This window comes from Actinoplanes sp. NPDC051861 (assembly GCF_040681145.1).
Lineage (GTDB): Bacteria > Actinomycetota > Actinomycetes > Mycobacteriales > Micromonosporaceae > Actinoplanes.
Genome location: NZ_JBFAYE010000001.1, coordinates 219,822 through 240,590, shown reverse-complemented (window position 1 = coordinate 240,590; position 20,769 = coordinate 219,822). Strand labels below are relative to the sequence as shown.

22 protein-coding genes are annotated in these 20,769 nt (G+C 70.0%); 7 read left to right on the top strand and 15 right to left on the bottom strand.

Features of this window, described 5'->3' with window-relative positions:
• Window positions 1–7: 7 nt before the first annotated feature.
• Both AB0M02_RS01315 and AB0M02_RS01310 read right to left on the bottom strand, forming a co-directional pair.
• Window positions 8–256, bottom strand: a complete 249-nt coding sequence (locus AB0M02_RS01315; protein WP_364219607.1) for a glutaredoxin family protein — start codon at window positions 254–256, stop codon at window positions 8–10.
• 4 nt (window positions 257–260) lie between these two features.
• Window positions 261–1,712 carry an AMP-binding protein gene (locus AB0M02_RS01310; RefSeq protein ID WP_364219604.1) on the bottom strand — a complete coding sequence of 484 codons (1,452 nt, stop codon included), beginning with the start codon at window positions 1,710–1,712 and terminating at the stop codon, window positions 261–263.
• A 418-nt stretch (window positions 1,713–2,130) separates the two neighbouring features.
• On the opposite strand from AB0M02_RS01310, the gene AB0M02_RS01305 reads away from it, so the two are divergent.
• The gene (locus AB0M02_RS01305) at window positions 2,131–3,012 is read left to right on the top strand and encodes an ECF subfamily RNA polymerase sigma factor, BldN family (protein WP_364222455.1); all 882 of its coding nucleotides are present in this window, start codon (window positions 2,131–2,133) and stop codon (window positions 3,010–3,012) included.
• A gap of 172 nt (window positions 3,013–3,184) precedes the next feature.
• Complete coding sequence (locus tag AB0M02_RS01300; protein ID WP_364219601.1) at window positions 3,185–4,327, top strand: DUF5667 domain-containing protein; 1,143 nt, start codon at window positions 3,185–3,187, stop codon at window positions 4,325–4,327.
• 130 nt (window positions 4,328–4,457) lie between these two features.
• Here the strand turns inward: AB0M02_RS01300 and AB0M02_RS01295 are convergent, their stop codons facing one another.
• The 5 genes from AB0M02_RS01295 to AB0M02_RS01275 form a co-directional block, all read right to left on the bottom strand.
• Window positions 4,458–5,462 (bottom strand): lysophospholipid acyltransferase family protein, encoded by a 1,005-nt coding sequence (locus tag AB0M02_RS01295; protein ID WP_364219598.1) that lies wholly within the window; start codon window positions 5,460–5,462, stop codon window positions 4,458–4,460.
• Window positions 5,459–6,520 carry an NAD-dependent epimerase/dehydratase family protein gene (locus AB0M02_RS01290; protein WP_364219595.1) on the bottom strand — a complete coding sequence of 354 codons (1,062 nt, stop codon included), beginning with the start codon at window positions 6,518–6,520 and terminating at the stop codon, window positions 5,459–5,461. Before AB0M02_RS01290 ends, AB0M02_RS01295 begins: the two co-directional genes overlap by 4 nt.
• Before the next feature lie 75 nt (window positions 6,521–6,595).
• A complete protein-coding gene (locus tag AB0M02_RS01285; RefSeq protein WP_007465623.1) occupies window positions 6,596–6,697 on the bottom strand; it encodes an AURKAIP1/COX24 domain-containing protein in 102 nt (33 codons plus the stop codon).
• Between the two features lie 173 nt (window positions 6,698–6,870).
• On the bottom strand, window positions 6,871–7,083 hold the full coding sequence (locus tag AB0M02_RS01280; protein WP_014447695.1) for a helix-turn-helix domain-containing protein: 213 nt from the start codon (window positions 7,081–7,083) through the stop codon (window positions 6,871–6,873).
• Between the two features lie 184 nt (window positions 7,084–7,267).
• Complete coding sequence (locus tag AB0M02_RS01275) at window positions 7,268–8,188, bottom strand: proline dehydrogenase family protein (RefSeq protein ID WP_364219592.1); 921 nt, start codon at window positions 8,186–8,188, stop codon at window positions 7,268–7,270.
• A 112-nt stretch (window positions 8,189–8,300) separates the two neighbouring features.
• Here AB0M02_RS01275 and AB0M02_RS01270 point away from each other — a divergent pair, with 112 nt between their 5' ends.
• A complete protein-coding gene (locus tag AB0M02_RS01270) occupies window positions 8,301–8,849 on the top strand; it encodes a CGNR zinc finger domain-containing protein (protein ID WP_364219589.1) in 549 nt (182 codons plus the stop codon).
• Window positions 8,850–8,874: 25 nt separating this feature from the next.
• Here the strand turns inward: AB0M02_RS01270 and AB0M02_RS01265 are convergent, their stop codons facing one another.
• Window positions 8,875–9,687, bottom strand: a complete 813-nt coding sequence (locus tag AB0M02_RS01265) for a sugar phosphate isomerase/epimerase (RefSeq protein ID WP_364219586.1) — start codon at window positions 9,685–9,687, stop codon at window positions 8,875–8,877.
• Between the two features lie 84 nt (window positions 9,688–9,771).
• On the opposite strand from AB0M02_RS01265, the gene AB0M02_RS01260 reads away from it, so the two are divergent.
• Complete coding sequence (locus AB0M02_RS01260; protein WP_364219583.1) at window positions 9,772–10,602, top strand: hypothetical protein; 831 nt, start codon at window positions 9,772–9,774, stop codon at window positions 10,600–10,602.
• Between the two features lie 41 nt (window positions 10,603–10,643).
• Here AB0M02_RS01260 and AB0M02_RS01255 read toward each other — a convergent pair whose 3' ends face one another.
• The 4 genes from AB0M02_RS01255 to AB0M02_RS01240 form a co-directional block, all read right to left on the bottom strand.
• A complete protein-coding gene (locus AB0M02_RS01255; RefSeq protein WP_364219580.1) occupies window positions 10,644–11,315 on the bottom strand; it encodes a transposase in 672 nt (223 codons plus the stop codon).
• The gene (locus AB0M02_RS01250; protein WP_364219577.1) at window positions 11,281–11,820 is read right to left on the bottom strand and encodes a transposase; all 540 of its coding nucleotides are present in this window, start codon (window positions 11,818–11,820) and stop codon (window positions 11,281–11,283) included. Before AB0M02_RS01250 ends, AB0M02_RS01255 begins: the two co-directional genes overlap by 35 nt.
• A 99-nt stretch (window positions 11,821–11,919) precedes the next feature.
• Window positions 11,920–12,603: a response regulator transcription factor gene (locus AB0M02_RS01245; RefSeq protein WP_014447701.1), complete on the bottom strand. Its 684-nt coding sequence runs from the start codon at window positions 12,601–12,603 to the stop codon at window positions 11,920–11,922.
• Window positions 12,604–12,632: 29 nt separating this feature from the next.
• Window positions 12,633–13,913: an ATP-binding protein gene (locus tag AB0M02_RS01240; protein ID WP_364219574.1), complete on the bottom strand. Its 1,281-nt coding sequence runs from the start codon at window positions 13,911–13,913 to the stop codon at window positions 12,633–12,635.
• A 198-nt stretch (window positions 13,914–14,111) separates the two neighbouring features.
• Here AB0M02_RS01240 and phoU point away from each other — a divergent pair, with 198 nt between their 5' ends.
• Window positions 14,112–14,771: a phosphate signaling complex protein PhoU gene (gene phoU, locus AB0M02_RS01235; RefSeq protein WP_364222452.1), complete on the top strand. Its 660-nt coding sequence runs from the start codon at window positions 14,112–14,114 to the stop codon at window positions 14,769–14,771.
• 86 nt (window positions 14,772–14,857) lie between these two features.
• On the opposite strand, the gene AB0M02_RS01230 is transcribed toward phoU, so the two are convergent.
• Window positions 14,858–15,604 (bottom strand): phosphoglyceromutase, encoded by a 747-nt coding sequence (locus AB0M02_RS01230; protein WP_364219571.1) that lies wholly within the window; start codon window positions 15,602–15,604, stop codon window positions 14,858–14,860.
• Window positions 15,605–15,739: 135 nt separating this feature from the next.
• Here AB0M02_RS01230 and AB0M02_RS01225 point away from each other — a divergent pair, with 135 nt between their 5' ends.
• Together AB0M02_RS01225 and AB0M02_RS01220 are read left to right on the top strand one after the other, a co-directional pair.
• Window positions 15,740–17,002 (top strand): MFS transporter, encoded by a 1,263-nt coding sequence (locus tag AB0M02_RS01225; RefSeq protein WP_364222449.1) that lies wholly within the window; start codon window positions 15,740–15,742, stop codon window positions 17,000–17,002.
• Window positions 17,003–17,461: 459 nt separating this feature from the next.
• Window positions 17,462–18,928, top strand: coding sequence for an Ig-like domain-containing protein (locus AB0M02_RS01220; RefSeq protein WP_364219568.1), 1,467 nt, complete (start codon window positions 17,462–17,464; stop codon window positions 18,926–18,928).
• Here AB0M02_RS01220 and AB0M02_RS01215 read toward each other — a convergent pair.
• Both AB0M02_RS01215 and mshA read right to left on the bottom strand, forming a co-directional pair.
• A complete protein-coding gene (locus AB0M02_RS01215; protein WP_364222446.1) occupies window positions 18,906–19,394 on the bottom strand; it encodes a YbjN domain-containing protein in 489 nt (162 codons plus the stop codon). The two genes, AB0M02_RS01220 and AB0M02_RS01215, sit on opposite strands and share 23 nt — an antisense overlap.
• Window positions 19,388–20,659 (bottom strand): D-inositol-3-phosphate glycosyltransferase, encoded by a 1,272-nt coding sequence (mshA, locus tag AB0M02_RS01210; RefSeq protein ID WP_364219565.1) that lies wholly within the window; start codon window positions 20,657–20,659, stop codon window positions 19,388–19,390. Before mshA ends, AB0M02_RS01215 begins: the two co-directional genes overlap by 7 nt.
• Window positions 20,660–20,769 lie beyond the last annotated feature (110 nt).

Genomic DNA, 20,769 nt, shown 5'->3' with positions numbered 1-20,769 from the left:
AGCCAACCTACAGCCGGGGCTCACCCGGCTGTCGAGCCAGATCCCGCAGCAGGCGCTCCTCCTCGATACGCCAGTACCCGTGTTCCCGACCGTCCAGCAGCAGCACCGGCACCCGGTCGCCGTAGTCGCGTTCCAGCTCGATGTCGGAGTCCACGTCGACCTTCGTCCACTGGCCGGGCGCGATCCGGTCCAGCGTCTGCTCGGCCACCTCGCACAGGTGACAGCCCACCCGGCTGATCAGGGTGAGACGGTTCATCGCTCTACAGCTCCCTCTTACGGATCTTGCCGATCGCCGAGCGCGGCAGGCCAGCCACCAGCTCGACGGTCGGCAGCTTGAAGCGGGCCAGCCGGGTCGCGCAGTACACCTGCAGCTCGGTCGCGCTCGGCGGCGGATCGCCGGCCGCCACCACGTAGGCGTGCGGGCGCTGACCGGTCTCCGGATCGGGCACCGCGACCACCGCCGAGGAGGCCACCCGCGGATGCGCGTCCAGCACGCGCTCGATCTCGGCCGGGTAGACGTTGAAGCCGTTCACCAGGATCAGCTCGCCGATCCGGTCGACCAGGACCAGGTCGCCGTCCCCGTCGGCGTACGCGATGTCACCGGTGGGCCACCAGCCGTCCGCGTCCGGGCCGCCGCTGCCGTCCGGCCAGTACCCGGAGAACAGGTTCGGCCCGCGCACCACGATCTCGCCCGGGTCGGTGCCGGCCGAGACGGCGACCTCCAGGTCCAGCTCGGCCAGATCCTCCTCGACCGACGGGGTGCCGTCACGCCACAGCTCGGTACCGCCGCGGGTGCGCAGCAGCAACTCGACGCCGGGCAGCGGGCGGCCGATCGAGGCGACCTTGTCCCGGTGACTCACCGCCGTGGTGGTCAGGACGGGAGCGCATTCGGTCAACCCGTACCCGATCAAGATGCTCTTGCCCGTCGCGGCCCGGAAGCGCGCCGCGGTGGCCGCCTCCAACGGCGCCGCGCCGCAGACGGCCGTGCGCAGCCCGCTCAGCGTCTCCCCCGCCTGCGGCAGCCTGGTCCAGGCCAGATACATGCCGGGGACGCCGACGGTGACGGTCACGCCGTGCCGGGCGATCAGCTCCAGCGAACCGGCGGCGTCGAACCGCTCGACCAGCACCCCGGTCGCCGCGTGATGCGCCACCGTGCCCAGCCCGGTGTTCAGGCCATAGGCGTGGAAGAACGGCACGGCCAGCAGGATCACGTCGTCCGGCCCGACCACCGGCGGCTCGATCCGGCCGAGTTGGTCATGGTTCGCGGCCAGCGCGGCGTGGGTGAGCATCGCGCCCTTCGGGCGACCGCTCGTGCCCGAGGTATAGAGCAGGACCGCGAGATCTCCGGGAGCCGGCGCCGGCAGCGTCGTCTTTTCCGGGGGTACGGGTAAAGCGCTCTCGAGAGTCAGGACCGCACCCGAGTCGCGGATCGCGTGGTCACGCTCGTCCGCCGTGTACCCGGGATTGAGCGGCACCGCGACCCGCCCCGCGCGCAGCACCCCGAAGTAGGCCGCCGCGAACTCCACCGTGTTGCCGAGCAGCAGCGCGACCCGGTCGCCCGGGGCTGTCCTGGACGCCACCGCCTGGGCGGCATCGGTGACCCGCGTGTCCAATTCCGCCCATGTGACGACGATGTCGCCGGCGATCAGCGCGGGCTTGTCCGGACGGCGTGCGGCGGCCTCGGCGACGGGATCACGGGCGGGTTCCTCCACGAGGCCCGAGTCTGGCACAAACCGTCCCCCACCGGGGTGGCGGACAGCCGGTCCGATGTGCGCGCACCGATCCGGGAGAAGGTGAGAACGGCTCCGGGCGCCGCGTTTGATCAGATTCGCGGCTTTGCGCGCAGCGCACACGGTGTGCGACTCGCTGTGTCCGTTGCCGGTGATACTTCCGGTCTGTGTAACGGGTTCCACACCAACGGGTGAGGTCGGCCGGCGAATCAGCGGGTTGCCCCACCCCTTTTGTTGTGAGTGACCACCCTCATCCCGAGGAGGCCACTGTGCCACACAAAGCACGGAATTACGGCGAATCCCTGTCTGGCGGGACGGATTCGCGGACGTCACAGGCCCGCCGGGTTGAGGAGGCGAAGTGACTCATGTGTACGCGGCCCGGTTGGCGCTCAACGGAGGTATGAACGCCCTGCGCGAGTCACTGGACGGAATGATCGTCAACGCGATCCGCGGCGACAGCCCGAAGCAGACCGGCAGCCGCCGCACGCCGAACGGGCCGCCGGCGGTCGCCACGCCGAACGGAGGCAACGGCAAGTTCGGCAGCGGCCGGGTCGGCGCACCGCGGACACCCGCACAGCCGACGGCGGGCCAGCGGTCCAACCTCCCCGAGGCGGAGACGGTCGCCGACCACACCGTGGTACTGCCCACGCAGAGCACCACCGGCCCGCCGACCGAGTCGGCGCCGCCGAAACACCCGGCGCGGCCCGATCCCGGCGACGCGGCGGCCGAGGTGTGGGCGCTGGTCGAGCGGGCACAGGCCGGCGAGTCCGAGGCGTTCGGCCTGATCTACGACCGGTACGTGGACACCGTCTTCCGGTTCGTCTACTTCCGGGTCGGCAACCGCCAGCTCGCCGAGGATCTCACCTCGGACACGTTCCTGCGCGCGCTCAAGCGGATCGGCAGCTTCACCTGGCAGGGCCGTGACCTCGGCGCCTGGCTGGTCACGATCGCCCGCAACCTGGTCGCCGACCATTTCAAGTCCGGCCGGTACCGCCTGGAGGTGACCACCGGCGACGTCCTGGACGCCGACCGCGAGGACCGGGGCCCCGAGGGCAGCCCGGAGTCCGCGGTGGTCGACCACATCACGAACGTCGCTCTGCTCACCGCGGTCAAGCAGCTCAACCCGGAACAGCAGGAGTGCATCGTCCTCCGGTTCCTGCAGGGCTTCTCGGTCGCCGAGACCGCGCAGACCATGGGCAAGAACGAGGGCGCCATCAAGGCCCTGCAGTACCGGGCCGTCCGCGCGCTCAACCGGCTCCTGCCGGAAGGGTTCCAGTCTTGATCAAGCGTTCTCGGATGTCGATCTCCGATACCCGATGGCACCCCCGCACACCCGTAACCGGCGCCGCGTGTCGCGCGTTTGTCCGGATGCGACCCCGGGCCGTCTCCGGCCGGGTCGCCGAAGCCGGCCCGCAGGCCGGCGAGACAGTCACGAGCGAGGGGAGGTGCCCACGGTGAAGTTCGCATTCTTCGACCGCCGGAGCGCCGAGCGCTTCGCGGAACTACTCGACGAGACCGGCGGCGCCCGTCGGCACCACACCCACGGCCACGCCGACGCGGAGCTCGACCGGCTGGTGGCCATCGGCAACCGCCTCTCCGCGGCGCGGCCCGGGGCGCCGGTCGACTCCGAGTTCCGCGTCGGTCTGCGCGCCATGCTGGTCGCGACGGCCGAGCGGGACGGCATCGGCCGGACCGCCACCGACGACGACTTCGAACCGGTCACCGAGACCGCCGACAGCGCCCGCCGGCCGATCTTCGGGCGCCGCATCCGGGCCCGCGGCGCGATCGTGATCGGCGTCGCCGCCGGCGCGATGGCCGTCTCCGGTATCTCCGCGGCGAGCGAGAGCGCGTCGCCCGGCGACGCCCTGTACAGCGTCAAACGGTCCACCGAGCGGGCACAGCTCGCGATCGCCGGGTCCGACGTGACCCGCGGTCAGCTGTCGCTGGACTTCGCGAAGACCCGGCTGACCGAGGCGGTCGCCATGAACGGCGCCGACCCGAGTTTCGGGGCGGTGCTCGACGACATGGACGCCGACACTCGCAAGGGCGTACGGCTGCTCACCACGTCGGCGGTGTCCAACAAGGACCCGCAGCCGCTGACCACGCTGGACGGATTCGTCACCGGTCAGCGGGAGGCCTTCGGGCCGGCGCTGGAGAAGCTGTCCACGAGCAACCGGGAGCGGGCGCTGGGCTCGCTGTCGCTGCTCGAGGACGTGGCCGGGCGGACCGCCATGCTGCGCGAGGGGCTCGGCTGCGACCGGATCACGCCGGCCGGGTCGGACCGGCTCGGGCCGAAGCTGAAGGGCTGCGGTGACGGCTCCGACGCCACCGCCGGTTCCGGATCACAGCCGGCACACGGCAGCAAGGGCACGGACAAGCAGGACGGTGCCACCGACGCGCCGAAGCCGGCCAGGAGCGGGACCGGAGCGAAGCCGGGCGCGAGCGGCGAGGCGGTCGAGCCGGCGACCGGGACGTCCCGGGAGCCGATCAGGCTACCGGCGAGCGGGGACTCGACTCCCGTCCCGGCGTCGACGACGGCGCCGGCCGAGGAGGAGAAGGACGGCCCGCTGGGCGGTCTGCTGGGAGACCTCTTCTAGTTCCGCGAGGCTTTCGACGTGGCGAGGGGCGGTGCCGGAGGTAACTCCGGGGCCGCCCCTCAATCGTCACTATAGGACGGTCCGCGGACGTGACTCCAGTGATTCACGCCGATCCTTCACGGTCGTGCGGTCAGGGCCCGAACGGGTCCGGGCGCTTCTCGAGCAGCTCGTGCAGGGTGGCCTGGATCGTCTCGCGCACCTGGTCAGCGAGGTTGTAGACGACCAGCGGGTCGTCGGCGAACTCGGTGAGGTGCTTGGTCGGGATCGGCGGGCAGAACTGGATCAGCCACTTGCTCGGCAGCGGCACCAGGCCCAGCGGTCCGAGCAACGGGAAGGTCGGCGTAACCGGAAAGTACGGCACGCCGAGCAGCCTGGCGAGCGGCTTCAGGTCGGCCAGGATCGGGTAGATCTCCTCGGCGCCGACGATCGCCACCGGGATGATCGGTGTGCCGGTGCGCAGGGCGGCCGAGACGAAACCGCCGCGGCCGAAACGCTGAAGCTTGTAACGGTCGGCGAAGCGCTTGCCGATGCCCTTGAAGCCTTCCGGGAAGACACCGACGAGCTGGTTGTCGGTCATCAGGCGCTCGGCGTCCGGGTTGCAGGCCACGGTGGCGCCGGCCGCCCGGGCCAGCTCGCTCATCACCGGCACCCGGAACACCAGGTCGGCGCCGAGCAGCCGCAGGTGCCGGCGGCGCGGGTGCTTGTCGTGCATCGCGACGGTCAGCATCAGCGCGTCCAGCGCGATCGTGCCGGAGTGGTTGCCCACCACCAGGCCGCCGCCCTCGAGCGGCACGTTCTCGATGCCGAGCACCTCGGTCCGGAACCAGTCGCGGTAGAGGACCTTGAGCATCGGGTGGAACAGGGTCTCGGCCAGCTCCGGGTCGAACCCGAAGTCGTCCACCTCGTACGTCCCGGCCAGCCGCCTGCGCAGGAACGCCAGGCCCTTCGCCACCCGCCGGTCCCACACGTCCAGGGCGTCGTTCGCGGACTGCCCGTTCGGCCGCGGTGCCGATTGCTGTCCCACGGGTTCCTCCGGGATCGGCCGGCGCCCGTTGACCCGCTGCGCCGGGGCGGGCGTGGGCAGCCGGAACTCGGCGTGCCCGGGCAGCATCTCGCGATACTCGTCCTGGCTCATGGCGCCACCTCGGCCGCTGCCCTCACCTTGCGGATGCCGTCGAGGATGGCCCGCTCGGCGGCGGCCAGCCGGTCGGCGGTCAGCGTGGAGCCGGCCGCGTGCGCCTGGATGAACTCCTCGAACGCCTCCGCGGTGCTGCGCGGGGTGAAGCCGAACTCACGGATGAGCCGGGTCGTGTCCACCACCCGACCGTGCACGAACAGATCGATCTGGTCCAGGCCGATCTGCTCGACACCCAGATTGCGCAGCAGAGCCGCGCCGGTGGAGAGCGCCGACTCGGGCAGCGGCAGCGTGATGCGCCCGGCCCGGCGGACCGCCTGCGCCAGCATCAGCACGCCGGCACCGGCCACGTTGAACGTGCCCGGATGGTCCTCGGTCACCGACCGGTGCAGGATCTCCAGCGCGTCCTCGACGTGCACGAACTGCAGCCGCGCGTCGCGGCCGAGCACGGTCGGCACGACCGGCTGGTTGAAATACCGCGTCAGCGACGTCTCGGCGGACTCACTGATCATCGGGGCGAACCGGAGGACGGTCGCGGCGACCTCGGGACGGCGGCGGCGGAACCCGCGCACGTACCCCTCGATGTCGAGGATGTCGCGGGCGAACGGGCCACGCGGCACGGCGCGGGGCTCGGTGTCCTCCGTGAACACGGCCGGGTCGCGGAACGACGCACCATACGCAGCCGTGGAGGAGCGCACCACGAGCTTGCGCAGCCGGTCGGCACCCTGCGCGGCGGCCAGCACCTGCATGGTGCCGATGACGTTCTGTTCCTTCATGGCCGCGCGTCCGCCGTGCTGCGCGTCGGGCACGCTGGTCACGGCGAGGTGCACGACCGCCTCGGCGCCCAACTCGGAGATCGCCTCGGTGGCCGCGCGCGCGTCAGCCCGGATCCGTTCCACCCCGTCGAGCAGGCCGAGAAGGCGCGCGGGAGGGTCATGCGGATCCAGGCCGACGACACGGTCGATCCGGGGATCGGCGGCGAGACGTGCAGCCACCCGAGCGCCGAGATAACGGCTGACTCCGGTGACCACGACGACGCTTGGCGGTGAGGTCACCACGGGTGCACCTTTCGATGCGGAGCCTTCAACGGTGCCGGCAAATGACGGAGGCCGGGCGGGGCGCCCGGCCGTGCATCACTTGCCGAGACGGCGACGCTGGACGCGGGTCTTGCGCAGCAGCTTACGGTGCTTCTTCTTCGCCATACGCTTGCGGCGCTTCTTGACCACGGAGCCCATACGAAATGCCTCTCGAAACCATGTTGGGAGGGACCGGGCGCGCGCCGTTGCGGGCGCGGCCGGAACCGGAACTGGACGGAGCCCGGGGCGGCTGCGCCTCACAGCGCGCGACCCGGGAACCAACCGGTCAAGCGTACCGGCATGCTCCTGTCGGGCCAACACGACCCCGGTTGTCAGGCGCTTTGCGAGAAGGCGCCGCGCAGATACTCGTGGACCGCGTGCTCGGGCACACGGAACGAGCGGCCGACCCGGACCGCGGTGAGGTCACCGCCGTGCACGAGCCGGTAAACGGTCATCTTGGAAACCCGCATGAGCGCCGCCACCTCGGCAACCGTCAGGAAGCGGACTTCGGAGAGTCGTTCCTCGGTCTGGGCTGGACCCGTCATCGCGTCGCACCGATCCTTTCGCAGGCACGCTCCGCCGTGACCGGCCCAGTGGCGCCGCGGCGGACGACGTGCGTGTCATCAGAACGGTATCGATACGGCTGTGACCAACGCGATACGTTCCGTGAAATGACCACAAAAAGTCAAGGACGACACGCCAGGTTCGGGCCGTTTTCGCCCTAATGCGTTACTTCTTTGAGGTGACGGCACGGGCGAGGAACGCCGCGTTGGCCGGGCGCTCGGCGAGACGGCGCATCAGGTAGCCGTACCACTGCTCGCCGTACGGCAGGTAGATCCGCACGGTGTGGCCGACCGCCGCCAGCCGGGCCTGCTCCTCCGGGCGCACGCCGTAGAGCAACTGGAACTCGTACTCCCCCGTCGAACGGTCGAACCAGCGCGCCCGGTCCTCGGCGATCGCGATCAGGCGCGGATCGTGCGTCGCCACCATCGGATAGCCCTCGCCCGACATCAGGATGTTCAGGCACCGCACGTACGACTTGTCGACGTCCAGCGCCGACTGGAACGCCACCGACTCGGGCTCGTTGTACGCGCCCTTGCACAACCGCACCCGCGAACCGGCCGTCGCCAGCTCACGGCAGTCACCCTCGGTCCGCCGCAGGTACGCCTGCAGCACCGCACCCGTCGACGGGAAGTCCTTGCGCAGGTCGAGCAGCGTCTCCAGAGTCGCGTCGGTGGTGGTGTGATCCTCGGCGTCCAGCGTCACCGTCGTACCGGTCTCCGAGGCGGCGGTGCAGATCGCGTGCGCGTACTCGTACGCCATCTTCTCGTCGATCTTCTGCCCCAGAGCCGAAAGCTTCACGCTCACCTCGACCGCCGGCGTCAGCCCGGCGTCCCGGAGCCGCCGCAGGGCGGCGACGTACTCGTCGCGGGTGACCGCTGCCTGGTCCGCCGTTCGAGTGTCCTCACCCAGATGGTCCAGGCTCACGGCCAGGCCGTCGTCGGACAGCTCCCGGCTCACCCGCAGCGCCTCATCGACGCTGCGACCGGCGACGAAACGCCGGACGATCCCCTTGCTAACGGGCGCTGACTCGACCATCCGCTCAAGCCGGGAGGAGCCGGCCGCGGCGAGGAAAAGGGAACGGAACATGCGCCGAGCGTAACGTCCGTAACCCGCCCGAACCCTGTGCCGCGGCCCCGATTCGCCTGTCCCGGGCACTACATACGTGCCCAGTGGGGCCAGGTGCGGCTACCGTTGTCGGGTGAACTTCGATGCGTACGCCCGGACGGCGGTCGACCTCGTCAACGCCGGCCTGGACGATCTCGCCGGGTTACGGGCCCTGTTCTCCGGCGAACAGGCCTACATGCGGGACCAGGTCGTGGAGAAAGACCTCGCCGTGTTCCGCCGCGCCCAGCGGCGCCTTCGCGAAGTCTTCGAGTACGGCACGTCCGGCCGCGACACCGACGCGGTCCGCGAGCTGAACACGCTGCTCGAGGCGCACCCCGTGCAGCCACGCATCTCCGGGCACGACGCCAGCGACTGGCACATGCACGTCGCCAGCCGCGGCTCCTCGGTCAGCGCGGAATACCTTGCCGGCGCCACCTGGGGCCTGGCCGTGTGGTTGTGCGAGTACGGCAGCGCCCGATTCGGCATCTGCGCCGACGAGCGCTGCGGCAACGTCTACCTCGACACGTCGTCCAACAACTGCCGCCGCTTCTGCTCGGAGCGCTGCGCGACCCGGTCGCACGTCGCGGCCCACCGCGCCCGCAAACGAGCTGCGGGAGTGGGATCAACCCTCACCCCGGCCTGATTCGCTCCTCCGGCGCGGCTTCCCCTCAGGCCTGGGTGATCGCGGTTTCGGCCGGGGTCAGGTGGCGGCGGGCGAACTCCAGGGCCTCGCGCAGGTCCGCCTCACGGGCCGGGCGGCTCGCCGCTCGGCGCGTCGACACCTCCAGCGCCACCGAACCGGTGAACCCGCGGCCGGCCAGCGACCGCAGCAGCTCGGCACACGGCTGGTTGCCCCGGCCCGGCACGAGATGCTCGTCGCGGCCCTCACCGGTGCCGTCGCCGAGGTGCACGTGCTTGAGGCCCGCGCCCATCCGGTCGGCCATCTCCAGCGCGTCGATCCGCGACGCGGCACAGTGCGACAGATCCAGCGTGTACGCGTCGAAGCCGGTCTCGGTCGGATCCCATCCCGGCGTGTACGGCACGAACCAGCGGCCGGCCATCCTCACCGGGAACATGTTCTCCACCGCGAACCGCAGATCACGATGCCGGTCCTGCACCTTGGCCAGGCCCTCGGCGAAATTCTTGGCGTAGTCGCGCTGCCAGGTGAAGGGCGGATGCACCACGACCGTCGGCGCGCCCAGGGTCTCGGCGAGCTGCGCCGCCCGGTTCAGCCGCTCCCACGGGTCCGAGCTCCACACCCGCTGCGTCACCAGCAGGCACGGCGCGTGAACCGAGAGCACCGGCACGTCGTAGTGATCGGACAGGCCTTTCAGCGCACCGGCGTCCTGACTGACGGCGTCGGTCCACACCATGACCTCGAGGCCGTCGTAGCCGACCGTGGCCGCCATCTCGAACGCCGCCGCCGTCGGCTCCGGGAAGACGGAGGAGCTGGAGAGAAGCACGGGAACGCGGGAACTCACGCCTCAAGGGTAGCCGCGCCCGGCACGCCCGGATATATCAGCTCTAAACGGTCATGATCCACGGGTGGGCGTACGCTGACCCGGATGAGCCGCACGCAGCCACCCCGGGAAGTACCGCTCGACTTCCCTCGGGAATGGATCGAGTTCCTGGATCCAGCCGACGAACAACATCTCGTCCGCGCCGACCTGACCTGGCTGCTCTCCCGCTGGACCTGCGTGTTCGGCTCCGCATGCCGCGGCATCCTCCCCGGACGAGCCGACGACGGCTGCTGCTCGCACGGCGCCTTCTTCACCGACGCCGACGACGAGAACCGGGTCAAAGCGGCCGCCGCGAAGCTGACCCCGGAGACCTGGCAACACTACCGGCGAGGGTTCAAGAACTACACGTCGGTGGACACGGTCGACGGAACGAAACCCGCACGGCGTACAGCCACCCGATCCGGTGACGGCCCCTGCGTCTTCCTCAACGACGCCACCTTCCCCGGCGGCGGCGGATGCGCCCTGCACGCCCAGGCCCTCCGCGACGGCGTCCACCCACTCCGCTACAAACCCGACGTCTGCTGGCAACTACCGGTACGCCGCGAACAGGACTGGATCACCCGCCCCGACGGCACCAAACTCCTCCAGTCCACTTTGACCGAATTCGACCGCCGAGGCTGGGGCCCGGGCGGCCACGACCTCGCCTGGTGGTGCACCTCCTCAGCCGAAGCCCACGTCGGCACCGAGCCGATGTACCTGAGCTACGGCCCGGAACTGACCGAACTGGTCGGCCAGGCCGCCTACGAAAAGCTGGCGGAACTGTGCGCCGCCCGCGTCAAATCCGGTTTGATCGCCATCCACCCAGCCACCGCCAACGCGGCACCGGCCCGCCGCCGGGGAGGCCGCGAGCCGGCCACCCCACCCCAGCAGCCGTAGCGCTCCTCCGGCTTGCGCCGGAGCTCCCGCGGCGACGTGCATCACACGACGCCCGAGGGGATTCCTGCTTCACCGCGCGGCGCCGGCAACTTCGCCGGTCTTACCCCCACTCCACAGGCGTTTGACTTGTCGGCGCGCCCCGCCGCCAAGATGTTCATCGCCGCGTTCAGATCCCGGTCGTGCACGGCACCGCAACCACACCGCCAGGAACGAACTTCGAGCGGCTTCTTCTCTCCCACCACCCCGCAGACCGAACACCGGCGTGTGGTCGGCTCGAACCGGCCCACCTTCCGGAACTCCCGCCCATAACGAGCAGCCTTGTACTCCAGCATGCGGACGAACTGTGCCCACGCCGCGTCATGTACCGACTTGGCCAGCGACCGGCCACGGCCCAGGCCGTGGACGTTCAAATCCTCGACGTACACCGCTTGGTTCTCGCGGATGATCCTCGTCGAGAGTTTGTGCTGCCAGTCCCGGCGCGTGTCGGCGACGCGGGCGTATGCACGCGCCACTCGGACCACGGCCTTGTGCCTGTTGGCGCTGCCCTTGACCTTGCGGTCGAGGGTCTTGTGCCGCCGCCGCAGATTCCGCTCCGCGCCACGGAGAAATTTCGGCGCGGCGATCTTGGAGCCGTCCGACAGCGCGACGAACGAGGTCAGCCCCAGATCGATGCCGACCTCACCCGCACACCGGGGTAACGGCTGCTCCGTCACGCGGACCCACGAACGAGGCGAAATACCGCCCCGCACGATCCTTGATCACGCTCACCGAGGTCGGATCCGACGGCAGCGGACGTGACCAGCGAACCTCGATGTCACCGATCTTCGGCAACCGCAGGCGCCCGTTCGGCAGCACCCGGAACTTGGCGTTCCGCGCGAAGCGGATCCGCTGCCGCCGATCCTTCGCGGAGCGGAACCTCGGCCGATGGAACCTCCGGCCCGGACGCCGGCCCGCCACGGAAGCGAAGAAGTAACGGAAGCCGGTGTTCAGATCGATAAGTGCCTGCTGCAGCATCGCCGTCGACACTTCCGAGAGCCAACGGCGCTCAGCCGTCCGTTTGGCCTCCGTGATCACCCGTCGGGACAGCACCGCATCGTCCACGTAAGGAAGGCCCGCATCGAAGGCTTCGATCCGTGCCTGCAGGCCGTCGTTGTAGACGCGCCGGGCGCACCCGAACGCCCTGGCCAGGATCTGCTCCTGTTGGGCGGACGGGTACAACCGGTATCGATAGCGCTGCATCACGCGCCTAGCTTACGAGCGACAGCTAGGCGTTGAGCAAGTCCATCTCAGCCTTCGCAAAAACGGACAAATAGAATTTTAGGGCTCGAACTTGTACCCTAGACCGCGAACTGTGACAATGTAGCGCGGAGCGGACGGCTCGGGTTCGACCTTGGAGCGCAGGCGCTTGACGTGGACGTCGAGGGTCTTGGTGTCGCCTACGTAGTCGGCGCCCCAGACGCGGTCGATGAGCTGGCCCCGGGTGAGGACGCGGCCGGCGTTGCGCAGCAGCAGCTCTAGGAGTTCGAACTCCTTGAGGGGCAGCTGGACTCCGGCGCCGTCGACGGTGACGACGTGGCGTTCGACGTCCATCCGGACCGGGCCGGCGGCCAGCGTCGGGGTGGTCACCTCGGCGGCCTCGGTGCCCTGGCGGCGCAGGACGGCGCGGATGCGGGCGACGAGTTCGCGCGGCGAGTACGGCTTGGTGACGTAGTCGTCGGCGCCGATCTCCAGGCCGACGACCTTGTCGATCTCGCTGTCCCGGGCGGTGACCATGATGATCGGAACGGCGGAGCGTTGCCGCAACTGGCGGCACACCTCGGTGCCGGACATCTCCGGCAGCATGAGGTCGAGCAGCACGATGTCGGCACCGGTCCGGTCGAACTGCGTGAGCGCGGAGGTTCCGGTCGCGGCGACCGAGACCTCGAATCCCTCTTTGCGCAGCATGTATGACAGGGCGTCGGAGAACGACTCCTCGTCCTCGACCACGAGCACGCGGGCCAATGAAGTTCCTTCCGTCGTCGGCAACCGGGTCAACGCCCGGCCACACCGGACTCGATCTCAATCGCCGTCGGTGACGGCGAGGGGGATTCGGGGGGTCGCGCCGGTAGGCGCAGGGTGAACGTAGAGCCGTCGCCGAGTGAACTGGTCACGTCGACGCGGCCCCCGTGGTTGGTGGCGATGTGTTTGACGATGGCGAGGCCGAGGCCGGTGCCACCGGTGGAGCGGGACCGTGCCTGGTCGGCGCGGTAGAAGCGTTCGAAGATGCGGTCGACGTCCTGGGGCGCGATGCCGATGCCCTGGTCGGTGACGTCGACCTCGATCCAGTCCTCGCTGTGACGCATCGTGATCGACACCTTGGTGTCGTTGCCGGAGTAGGCGATGGCGTTCTCGACGAGGTTGGTGACGGCGGTGGCGATCTGGCTGTCGTTGCCGTACGCCGTGGAGCCCTTGGGCCCCTCGTAGACGATCTCGATGTGTTTGGCCGCGGCGGTGGTCCGGGTCCGGTCGACGACCTCGGCGATGACCCAGTCGACGGAGACCGGTTCGGGGTTGGGCAGCGGTTCGGCGCCCTGGAGCCGGCTGAGTTCGAGCAGCTCGTTGACGAGCCGGCCCATCCGGGCGGACTCGTGGTGGATGCGCTCGGCGAAGCGGCGGGCGGCGAGCAGGTCCTCGGACTGGGCGACGGGTGTGCCGTCGGGCAGCTGTGTGGCGTCGAGGAGTGCCTCGGCCAGCAGCTGGAGCGCGCCGATCGGGGTTTTGAGCTCGTGGCTGACGTTGGCGACGAAGTCGCGGCGGACCCGGGCGAGCCGGTGCGACTCGGTGACGTCGGCGGCTTCGACGGCGACGTGGGTGGCGTTGAGGGCGACGGCTCGCAGGTGCAGGCCGAGCGGTGCCTGCGCGCCGCCGGCCCGGCCGCGCGGAAGATCAAGTTCAACTTCACGGCGTACGCCGGTGCGGCGCACCTGGCCGGCGAGGGTTCGCAGGATGGGGTGCGCGGCGATGGTGCCGGGCGCGCCGCCGGAGCGGAGCAGGCCCATGGCTCGTGCGGCCGGGTTGACGAGGACCGGGTAATCGTCGGCGTCGAGGACGACCACGCCGACGCGGAGTGAGTCGAGGCTCTTGCGTCCCAGGCCTTTGAGGCTGTTCTTTGCTGCCGGGCGGTCGTCGTCCGGTTCGATGGCGGCTCTCCCCTCCAGCGGTCCGGGCCGAGCCTGGTCGCCCGGCCGGCGGACCCTGGCCAGGGTCAGCCCCGCTCCGACACCGACGGCGAGCGCAGCTGTGACGAGGCCGGCGGCATATTCCCACTCCACGCTGCGATCGTAGGGTCATTGTTTACCTGGACCACAGAGCCAAAGGGGCAAATCCGGCGCGCGTCGAATAATGTTCACCACCGCGCCCGGCGTCGTTCACCGCTGTTCATGTTCGCGCTGCCGGGTCGACCTAGCGTGGGCAGCACACACCGGCCGACGCCCGCGATCGGGCCGGCCCTGAGCTACCGGGACCAGAACATGCGCGAGGAATACCAGGCAGACCTCATCGAGGTGAGCCGCCTGCTGGTGACCATGGCGGAGTCGGTGCGCGCCGCGCTCCGTAAGGCGACGACCGCGCTGCTGACTGCGGACCTCAAGGCCGCCGAAGCGGTGATCGAGCGTGACGTCGAGGTTGACAAGATCTATGAGCAGGTCGAGGCGAAGGTCGCGGACACCATCGCCCGGCAGGCGCCGGTCGCGGGTGACCTGCGCCGGGTGATCACCGCCCTGCACATCTCGGCCGACCTGGAGCGGATGGGCGATCTTGCCGAGCACGTCGCGAAGACCGCGGCGCGGCGGCACCCGTCGCCGGCTGTTCCGGCCGAGCTGCGGCCGACGTTCAAGGAGATGGCGGAGGTGGCGGACCGGATGGCGGAGAAGATCACCGGCCTGCTGCAGAAGCCGGACACCACCGTCGCCGCCGGACTGGAGGGCGAGGACGACGCGATCGACGACCTCGAGCGCCACCTCTTCAAGATCATGCTGGACGACGACTGGCCGTACGGTGCGGAGACCGCCATCGACGGCGCCCTGCTGGGCCGTTTCTACGAGCGTTACGCCGACCACGCGGTGAACATCGGCGAGCACGTCATCTATCTGGTGACCGGCGAGCAGACCACGGTCGCCGCCGACGACTGATCCGATCCCGGGCCAGTCGTGGCCCGCGGATCCGAAGGCCGGGACGCCACGGGGGCGTCCCGGCCTTCGTCGTTTCAACAGAGGAGCTAGCGGCCCTGGTTGGCGACCGCGGCGGCGGCTTCCTTGGCCGCCTGCGGGTCGAGGTACGTGCCGCCGACCGTGATCGGGCGAAGGTTCTCGTCCAGGTCGTAGCGCAGCGGGATGCCGGTCGGGATGTTCAGCTTGGCGATCGCCTCGTCGGAGATGCCGTCGAGGTGCTTGACGATGGCGCGCAGCGAGTTGCCGTGCGCCGCGACGAGCACGGTCTTGCCGGCGCGCAGGTCCGGGACGATCGCGTCGTACCAGTAGGGCAGGGCCCGCTCCAGCACGTCCTTGAGGCACTCCGCCTTGGGCAGGATCTCCGGCGGCAGATCCGCGTACCGGGCGTCACCGGCCTGGGAGTACTCCGAGTCGTCCTCGATCGGCGGCGGCGGTACGTCGTAGGACCGGCGCCAGAGCATGAACTGCTCCTCGCCGTACGTCTCAAGGGTCTGCTTCTTGTCCTTGCCCTGCAGGGCGCCGTAGTGGCGCTCGTTGAGCCGCCAGTGACGCTTCACCGGGATCCAGTGGCGGTCGGTGATGTGCAGTGCGATCTCGCTGGTCCGGATCGCGCGGCGCAGCAGGCTGGTGTGCACCACGTCGGGCAGCACCCCCTGCTCCTTGAGGAGTTCGCCGCCGCGCCGCGCCTCGTCCTCGCCCTTGGCGTCCAGGTCCACGTCGACCCAGCCGGTGAAGAGGTTCTTGGCGTTCCACTCGCTGTTGCCGTGCCGCAGCAGCACCAGGGTTCCAGTCATGAGCACATCTTCCCTCGTGGCGCCCGTGCCCGTGCGACCACCCGGTACGTGGCCGCCGCCACATGGAAACCCGGTTGCGCCCGGCCCTAGGTTGTAAGGAAAGCAGGGATGATCAGCACTTACGGGGAGGGTGTCGTGCGGGGTTGGCTGCGTCAGGCGGCGGGTGGGCTGCCGCGGCAGTTCTGGTTCCTCTGGACCGGCACCCTGATCAACCGCCTCGGCGCGTTCGTGGTGATCTTCCTCAGCATCTACCTGACCAGCGACCGCCACTTCACGCAGAGCCAGGCCGGCCTGGTCCTGGGGCTGTACGGCGTTGGCGGCGCGGTCGGCACGATGACCGGCGGCGTCCTGGCCGACCGGTGGGGCCGCCGGCCGACCATGCTGACCGCCCAGTTCGGCGCGGCGGCGCTGATGCTGGCGCTCGGGTTCGCCCACTCGTACGCGCAGATCGCCGTGACAACCCTGCTGCTCGGCCTCTTCTCCGAGGCGGTCCGCCCGGCCTTCTCGGCGATGATGGTCGACGTCGTCCCGGAGAAGGACCGGGTCCGCGCGTTCTCGCTGAACTACTGGGCGATCAACCTCGGGTTCGCGCTGTCCGCGGTGGCGGCGGGTTTCGCGGCGCAGTTCGACTACCTGCTGCTGTTCGTGGTCGACGCGGGCACGACGGTGATCACCGCGACCATCACGGCGATCTTCCTGGCCGAGACCCGTCCGGCCCGCACCCACAGCACCGGCACCGGGAGCGCGGTGCGCGCGCCGGGCATGGGCGCGGCCCTGAAGGACCGGGTGTTCCTGGTCTACCTGCTGCTGAGCCTCGCCTCGGTGCTGGTGGTCATGCAGCACATGTCGACGCTGCCGATCGCGATGCTGGCCGACGGTTTCCCGGCGTCCACGTTCGGCCTGGTGATCGCCGTCAACGGCGTGCTGATCGTGGCCGGGCAGCTCTTCGTGCCCCGGATCATCGGCGGACGTGACAGCGCCCGGGTGCTGTCGCTGGCCACGCTGATCATCGGCGCCGGGTTCGGGCTGGTGGCGCTCGCCGAGTCCGCGTGGATGTACGTGCTCACCGTGATCATCTGGACGCTCGGCGAGATGCTCCAGTCACCCAGCAACGCGGCCACCGTCGCGGCCCTGTCCCCGCCCGCACTGCGCGGCCGTTACCAGGGTCTGCACTCGCTGATCTGGTCACTCGGGACGGCACTGGCACCGATCCTCGGCGGCCTGGCGCTGCAGAAGGCGGGCGACGCGGCGCTCTGGGGCGGCTGCTTCGCTCTGTGCGCGATCGCCGCGGTGGGGCAACTGCTGGCCGGTCCGGCTCGGGCGAGAAGGGCCGAGCAGCAGCGCCGAGCCGCCGAGATGGAAACGCATCAATCAAATATGACGCCAATTACGGGATGATCATCCGGTTAACGGCGCACGAAACAAGCTAGAAACAAAAGCGCCGGCGGCGGCGGACGACACCCATCCCCATAGGCGCCGCCCGCACTAACCGCCGGTCTCGGGTCGCGCCGTCCCCCAACGGCTCATGCCACCCGTCCCCAAACGCCGATCCGCGGCGATCGTTGCCGATCGACCCGTTCCCCGAACTTACGGTTCGGCGTCCATCGACCACGCTAGTTGGGGCAGTCAAGCCTCACAACCCGATTCCGTGTCGACATCTGTTCCGACGGTCACATTGCCCAACAACCAACCGATCGGCTGATCCGCCAATCACTCGTCCGGGCTTCCCGGGTCGGAAAAAATTACTACGCCGATTGCCCGATCCCGGCCGTGAAAACCGTTTCCCGCGACGTCGTCCACATCGGACCCCGGGTGCGGATCATATAGAGTGCGATCGCATCGATCATGGGGGAAGTCATGGCTCTCGCACTCCGTCACGCCGCACTGATCTCGGCGTTGACGTTGACCGCCGCGCTCGCACCCGCACCGGCCCAGGCAGCCCGAGCGGAAGACACCACCGCGCCGGTCATCACGAGCGTCGGCCTGACCGAGGGCCAGCGGGTCCGCAAGGGCGTCCTGCTCACCCCCGAGGTCTCCGACGACACCGCCGTGACCCGCCTCGAGCTCAGCGGGCCCGGCTTCGAGACCGTCGTCCGCACCGAGGCGCCCTGGCGGCCCTACTGGCTCACTCCGGCGGGCGAGGCCGACGTCCCGGTCACGCTGACCGCTTTCGACGCGGCCGGCAACAGCTCGGCGGCCACGGTCACCGTGCACGTCGACAACGTCGCACCCCGGGTGGGACTGCGCATGCCGGCGCACTACGTCCGCAACGGCATCGTCCCGCTCACGGTCCAACCGTGGGCGAATGCGGATATGTCGGATGTGGAGTACGTCTACTACTACGCCAACGGCGAGTTCGTCGGTGTGACCGGCGCCGCGCCCTGGACCGTCGACTGGGACACCACCGCGCACAGCGGGCTGGTCGAGCTGTGGGCCTACGTGTACGACGCCGTGGGCAACGTGCAGGTCACCGAGACCCTGGTCACGGTCGACAAGCTGGCACCCACGAAGGTCACCGTCGGATACCCGGCGACCGACGGCTACATCGGCCAGGGCGGGCTGCTCAGCGTGGACGCCACCGACGACCTCTCGGTCTGGGGTTCCGAGCTGGTCGTCGGCGGCCAGGTGATCAGCAGGAACGACATCGCCTCCACCGGGCGGCTCGACCTGCGCTGGGACACCCGCCTCGCGAACGGGCCGGTGCCGATCACGATCCGGGTCAGCGACCAGGCCGGCAACGTCACCGAGGTGCGGCGCACGGTGACCGTCGACAACGACCGCCCGGTCGTCACCGTCGGCGCGAGCCAGGGCGCGTACCTTCGCGGCCGGGTCACCCTCACGCTGACCGGTTACCGGGACGCCACCGCCCTGAGCGACTTCCAGGGCACGCTGGTCAACTCCCGGCAGTACTACGGGTTCGACCACGCCGACGCCACCCGCAGCGTGGTGGCCGAGACCACGCAGGTCCCGGACGGCCGTTACACGCTCGGCTGGCGCACCACCGACGCGGCCGGCAACACGACCGTGGTGACCCGGGCGGTGACCGTCGACAATCACGCACCGGCCGTCTCGCTGACGAAGGCGCCGAAGAACAGGGCGAAGGTGACCAAGAAGTTCACGGTCACCGCGAAGGCGAGCGACCCGTACGGCGTTGCCAAGGTTCAGCTGCTGGTCAACGGCAAGGTGGTGGCGACCGACGCGACGGCGGCGTACTCGTTCACGGTGAACCCGAAGAAGTACGGCAAGAAGTTCACCGTGCGGGTCCGGGCGTATGACCGGGCGGGCAACGTCCGCTACGGCGTCACGCGGACTTACCGTCGCTAGCCAGGTGCTTGAAGGCCTGCAGGTTGGCCAGTGACTCGCCGCGCTTGACCCGCCACTCCCACTCGCGGCGGATCGACGTGCCGAAGCCGATCTCCAGCATCGTGTCGAACGACTCGTCGGCGTACGTGAGCACCGAACCGAGCAGCCGGTCGAGCTCGTCCTCGTCCAGGCCCTTGAGCGAGACGCGCCCGGTCAGGTACACGTCGCCGGCCGCGTCGATGGAGAACCCGACGCCGTACATCCGGGCGTTGCGCCGCAGCAGCCAGGCCCACAGGTCCTCGTGCCGCTCGTCCGGCCGGCGCATCACGAACGCCTCGATGCGCAGCGCGTGCTCACCGACGATCAGGTTGCAGGCGGTCTTGAGCTTGTGGGTGCCGGGGAGCGAGACCACATAGGAGCCGTCCCCGGTGGACTCCCACTCCAGCTCGCGGTCGGTCAGCACCCGCTCGATCAGTTCGGTCACCATGCGCACGTCGCCTTCTCGAGCCGGGCCGCGATCAGCGCCCGATGCTGATCCACCGCGTCACGGTAGACCGCCAGCAGGCCGTCCGCGGTGCGGTCCCAGGAGAACTGGGACGCGTGGGCGACCGCGCCGGCCGCCAGCCGGTGCCGGTAACCGGGCGCGTCGAGCAGGCGCTCCAGCACCCGGGCCCAGTCGCCGGGGTCGTGCCCGTCGACCAGCACGCCGCTGATCCCGTCCCGCACCGCCGTGACCAGGCCGCCGACGGCCGCCGCGACCACCGGGGTGCCGCACGCCTGCGCCTCGAGCGCGACCAGGCCGAACGACTCGTTGTAGGAGGGCACCGCGACCAGGTCGGCGGCACGGTACAGCGCCGCCAGGCCGGCGCCGGTCTGTGGCGGCAGGAACACCACCGAGTCGCTGACGCCGAGCGAGGCGGCCAGTTCGATGAGGGCGGTGGGCCGGTCCAGGCCGCTGCCGCTGGGCCCGCCGCAGATCACCACGGTGACGTCCGAGGCGCCCCGGGCACGCATCTCGGCGACCGCGGAGATCAGCACGTCGGGCGCCTTGAGCGGCTGGATCCGGCCCACGAACGCGACGATCCGGCCGTGCTCGGGCAGGCCGAACCGGGCCCGGTCGACGGCGCCGGGCCGGAACCGCTCCAGGTCGACGCCCGGCTGCACGACGCTGACCAGGGACGGGTCCGCGTCGTAGTGGGCGATCAGGTCCTGCGCCTCGAAGCGGGTGTTGGCGACCAGCCGGTCGGACTCCGCGACGACCTGCTCCTCGCCGATCAGCCGGGATTTCGGCTCGGGCCGGTCACCGGCCGCGATGAACCGATTCTTCACCTTGGCGAGAGTGTGCGCGGTGTGCACGTGCGGCACGCCCCACCGTTCCCGGGCCAGCCAGCCCACCTGCCCGGAGAGCCAGTAGTGCGAGTGGATCAGGTCGTAGTAGCCGGGCGGGTGCGCCGCCTCGGCCCGCAGCACGCCGTTGGTGAAGGCGCACAGCTGGGAGGGGAGTTCCTCCTTGGCCAGGCCCTCGAACGGTCCCGCGGTGACGTGCCGGACGTACACTCCCGGTGACATCTCGACCAGGGCGGGCAGGCCGCTGGCGGTGGCCCGGGTGAAGATCTCCACCTCGACCCCGCGCGCGGCGAGCCGCTTGGCCACCTCGACGATGTAGACGTTCATGCCGCCCGCGTCGCCGGTGCCCGGCTGTTCCAGCGGCGACGTGTGCACGGAGAGAGTGGCGATCCGCCTGGGAGTCACAGCTGCCCCTCCGTGTCGTGTCGAATTCCGGGTAGAAAACTTGTTGCGCCAACGTTCATCTTCCCCATCGGCGTAGCCCGAACCACCATGCAGCCGACCGAGGGTGATCC